The organism is Pseudomonas amygdali (assembly GCF_002699855.1).
Taxonomy (GTDB): Bacteria; Pseudomonadota; Gammaproteobacteria; order Pseudomonadales; family Pseudomonadaceae; genus Aquipseudomonas; species Aquipseudomonas amygdali.
Genome location: NZ_LKBW01000131.1, coordinates 1 through 4,164, shown reverse-complemented (window position 1 = coordinate 4,164; position 4,164 = coordinate 1). Strand labels below are relative to the sequence as shown.

General features: G+C 55.9%; 4 protein-coding genes. 1 reads left to right on the top strand and 3 read right to left on the bottom strand.

Translation table 11 applies throughout. From position 1 onward, the window contains the following. Window positions 1-289: 289 nt before the first annotated feature. Entirely contained in the window at window positions 290-1,165 is an 876-nt protein-coding gene (locus AO277_RS11350) for a hypothetical protein (RefSeq protein WP_044320090.1), read from the top strand. A gap of 144 nt (window positions 1,166-1,309) precedes the next feature. On the opposite strand, the gene AO277_RS11345 is transcribed toward AO277_RS11350, so the two are convergent. From AO277_RS11345 to AO277_RS11335, 3 genes are all read right to left on the bottom strand, one after another. After that, window positions 1,310-1,609 (bottom strand): hypothetical protein, encoded by a 300-nt coding sequence (locus AO277_RS11345; RefSeq protein ID WP_044320089.1) that lies wholly within the window; start codon window positions 1,607-1,609, stop codon window positions 1,310-1,312. Window positions 1,610-1,756: 147 nt separating this feature from the next. Further along, window positions 1,757-2,122: a histone-like nucleoid-structuring protein, MvaT/MvaU family gene (locus AO277_RS11340; protein WP_044320088.1), complete on the bottom strand. Its 366-nt coding sequence runs from the start codon at window positions 2,120-2,122 to the stop codon at window positions 1,757-1,759. A 441-nt stretch (window positions 2,123-2,563) separates the two neighbouring features. After that, window positions 2,564-4,078 (bottom strand): M10 family metallopeptidase C-terminal domain-containing protein, encoded by a 1,515-nt coding sequence (locus tag AO277_RS11335; protein WP_044320087.1) that lies wholly within the window; start codon window positions 4,076-4,078, stop codon window positions 2,564-2,566. Window positions 4,079-4,164 lie beyond the last annotated feature (86 nt).

Sequence of the window (4,164 nt, the reverse complement as noted above, 5' to 3'; positions counted from 1 at the left end):
TTTGGTCGGCATACATGCACCTCTAGCTACATGTTATGCCCGAACACAAAATTTCTGACAGTCTCAAAATCCTGATGGCTTTTCAGCCGCGTTGAAGACTCTCCAGCCGCGTTAACGCTTTAATTAATCTTTCACCAGCGCCTATCCGCGCCGCCTCATCATGGATAACCGGGTTATAAACAATCATCGATAGAACGCCCGCAGGCACGCTGCTTTTTACAATTCGCTTAATTACGTTACCCAACAGGCGGCTTAAACTCGTGCGTTTGCCATGCAAGGGAAGCAAACGATGAGCATCAACCAGCTGCGTAAAGATGTAGAAGAACACTTTCAGCGGTTTGAGCGGGCACCTTTCAAAGAGGCTTGGCGTCGGCGTGATGCCCGTATCTGTCTGATCTGGATGGCTGCGTTGATATTGGCATTTTCAGGTGCGCTGATATTTTTACCTGCGCCTACCCTGACTGACTACGTTCGCGCTTTGCTGCCAGTCCTGCTGACTTCCCTGATATGCACAGTACATCTGGGAGAGGTGTACGCGCGGATCAGAGCAGAGCGGATGGGCGCCGCTTCAATTACTACGCCCTCCGAAAGGTTAAAGCTGAAACAGGACTGGCTATGCACACGCTATAACTGCGGACCCGGCGAGCTTGTCGATAAAGCGAGGGCGCTTAGACATCTGTGGGAGGAGCGTCAGGAGCTCAAGCAACTGGCCAGTCACGACACAATGGGGCCACGTATTGCTGCGTTCTTCCGGCTACCTGACCCTGGCAGATTCATTGCAGCACTCTTCACTATCGCGGCGATATTTACAACCATGGTGACCTTGGGCAGCAGCATCGACGCTATCTTCGAAGCCTTGCAAGACTGGCGAACGATAGGCGCCACTGTTGTGATTGTCACCTTCCTGTGTGGCGAAATCATATTGCTCTGGATCATGGTCACCAGCATGGTCCGCGAGGTGGGCCCTTCGATACTTGAGCAGATCGGACTGCTGCCGATGAGTAGCCGTCGGGTGTATCGGTATTTGCTTGCCGTCCATGATGCGAGTGAGCCTGTTATGACCATTCGCAGAGATGTGCCTGGAGTGCTGAAGCTGATTTCGGTGTTTTTTATGCCGGTTGGCGAGGTATGGACGAAGGTACGGGCTCGCTTTATGGCCGGCTAGGCAGCCGAGGCCTGAATGAGATGTTGAGCTGACTATCGTGCCAATGCTCCGCGTTGGCATGCCGTTCGTGACGCTCTGCGTCACACATCTACAGTCTGGCAATGCAGCCCAAGGACCCTACAGAATCGCGTGTAATCAGCGTGATTACTGGTGAGTGTCCGCATTCTCAGCTGGATAAAACTCACCCTTGCTTCCCATCCTTTCCAGCCGCTCACGAACGAGCGCCTCGACGCTGGCCACTGCAGCCCGGTCGTCAGGGTTGACCAGTTGCAAGTGCAGGCGTTTATTGTTCTGATCGTGGGTACCCTCGCTGAGCATGTCGTGTGTGACGACTTGTTCGCCACGCCACAGACATAGCTGAGTATGGGTATCACCAAGCCATATCTCTTTAACTGATCTGAGGTCAGTTTTAGCCAGTTGGTCCACGGTGAGTGTCTTTTCCATTGCGCTGTACCTTTTCAGTGAGTCGATAGAGGTCTGACGTACTGGCGAAGCGGGTCGTTCCCGACATCGGCAGTTCGACCGCGCGAACGGTGATTAGCCGATGCTCCAGATTAACCCCGGTCAATCAACCGTTGCATGGCGCAAGGCTTATTTCTTCAGCCAGCTCTCGACGACATCAGCACCGTGCTCTGCTTTCCACTCTTTCAAGGCTCTGTGATTCCCACCTTTGGTTTCGATCACTTCACCGGTCTTCGGATTCTTGTACACCTTGAGTTCACGCGGCTTGCGCGTGCCCGCAGGTTTATCCGCGACCTGGCGACGCGACGAGTTCTGTGGGTCCAGCAGATTGACCATGTGCTTGAGGCTGAAGCCATAGTGCTCAAGCAGCTTGCGCAGCTTGGTTTCGAACTCGATCTCTTTCTTCAGGCCCTCGTTGCCTTTCATGGTCTCCAGTGCCTGAAGTTGCTCGGCGAGGTGTTTTTCCAGCTGACGGTATTCTGCGAGTTTGGACATGGTGTTTTCCTTATAAACAGGTGGGCGTAGTTATTGAGAGAGATAGCGCCCGTTACAAGTTCAGCCTATTTTCTGCAGGTCGGCTGGATTTAAATACGTCGGAGTAACGCCATAAGCCGGATTGCCCAGGCTTCCGGTTATTTTCAAAAATGCGGTTTTTCGCGCACAAAATTAACAGCGGTTTTTGCCCATCTGTTCTGCAAGCCAGTGAAAAGTTTTGATTGGTCTATTTCCTGACGCAATAAAACGGCGACTCTACCTATTGAGTGCGCGCCAGCGAAAAGAAAGAGCGGAAGGCGAGCGCTTTGACAGCGAACCAAGCCTGGTCGCGTTGAAAATGCAGGAGCAGTGAGCATCAATACCGCTCACTGTTCCTGCCTTGTAGGCGTCCAGACAACTAAAGGTGGGCAGGGGTGCCCACACGCTAGCGTTCAGGTGATATCAGCTCGCGAGGTCGACGGCGGTTTGACCCACGAGCGCCACGTCTGCCGTATCGGCAACCACCAGGTCGGCGTTGGTGAGCTCTCGCGTGTAGTCGAACCCTGCTAGCGTGACCTGGAACGCATGCCCATCGGCGCCTGGCTCGCTACTGCGCAGGTAGGTACGGTCGGTGTTTTCATCGTAGGTCATGCTCAAGGTGCCGTCGCGGCCGTTGCCAAAACCGGTCACGCCGAGCGCAGCGACGTCGAGCTTGTCCTGGCCCCAGATGAAATCAGTGATCAGGTCGCTGCTGCCCGCATGGCTGTCGGCGCTGCTAGTGAACACGAAACGGTCGTTGCCTGTGCCGCCGGTGAGCTTGTCCGCGCCCACCCCACCGGTCAGCACATCGTCACCGGCGTTACCCTCGAGGGTGTCGTTCCCGGCACCGCCGGCGAGGGTATCGTTGCCCCAGTAACCATAAAGGGTGTCGGACTTGTCACCGCCTACCAGACTCACCGAGGTGATCGGCTGCGGAGTGGTCACAACCGTCGCATCACTGGGCGGGGCGAACAGCACAGTGCTGGCGTTGAGCTCATTGACATGGTTGCCACTGAGCAGAATTTCAAAGCGGTTACCGTTGGCATCGGCCTCTAATGATTTAAGCGCGGTGGCATCGCCGGCCAGGTTGAGGACCACCTTCAGCGTACCGTTGTAGCCGTTACCCAGCCCGGTGAAGCCCAAGGCGGACACGTCGATCATGTCATGACCGTTGCCACTGAAGTCGGTGATCAGGTCGCGGCTGCTATAGCTGCCACTGGCATCGTTGCGGTAGCTGTCGCTGAGCCGGGTATACACGAAGCTGTCGGCACCCGCGCCGCCGCTCAGAGTGTCGCCGCCGGTGCCGCCGAACAGCCGATCATTGCCCGCACCCGCTTCGACGTCGTCGCGGCCAGCGCCGGCTTTCAGGGATTCGCTGGCGTCTGTGCCTTCGAGCTGATCGTTGTGCGAAGTGCCGTTGATCAGCGGCTGGAAGTTGGCATCGGTAATAAGGCCGCTATTGGCCAGGAACTGTACGGCAAAATGTTTGCCATTACCGTCTCGCTCGTAGCTTTCCAAAAAGTAAATGCCGCGCAGAGGCTCGCTACGGATGTGCAAGGTATCGCCATAGCCATCGCCTAAATGGCTATAGCCCAGGGCCGACACGTCGAGGGTATCGTGGGCGGGGTCAAAATGGCTGATGGAATCGGTGTGCTCGCCTCCGCCATTGATATAGCTGTCGCCGATGCGGTCGAAGCGGAATACATCATTACCGGCGCCGCCGTCCATACCGTCGTATCCGGCACTGGAGACCATCACATCGTTGCCACCCCCGCTGACTAGCTGGTCGTTGCCGCCCCCACCCATCAGCAGTTCATTGGCCAGCCCACCACGTATGTAGTCGTTGCCAGGAGTGCCCTGCACGATGAGTTCGATCGGGTTGTTACTGGCTTGGCTACTGGCGCTTTTGACCTGCAAATTCCCAAGCGCCGTTGGTATGACCCCCGAAGGTTGGACGCAACCTTTGGAGGCGTCATGGGTAAATATACAGTGCAGGCAAAACTCGCAGCCGTGAAAGAATATTG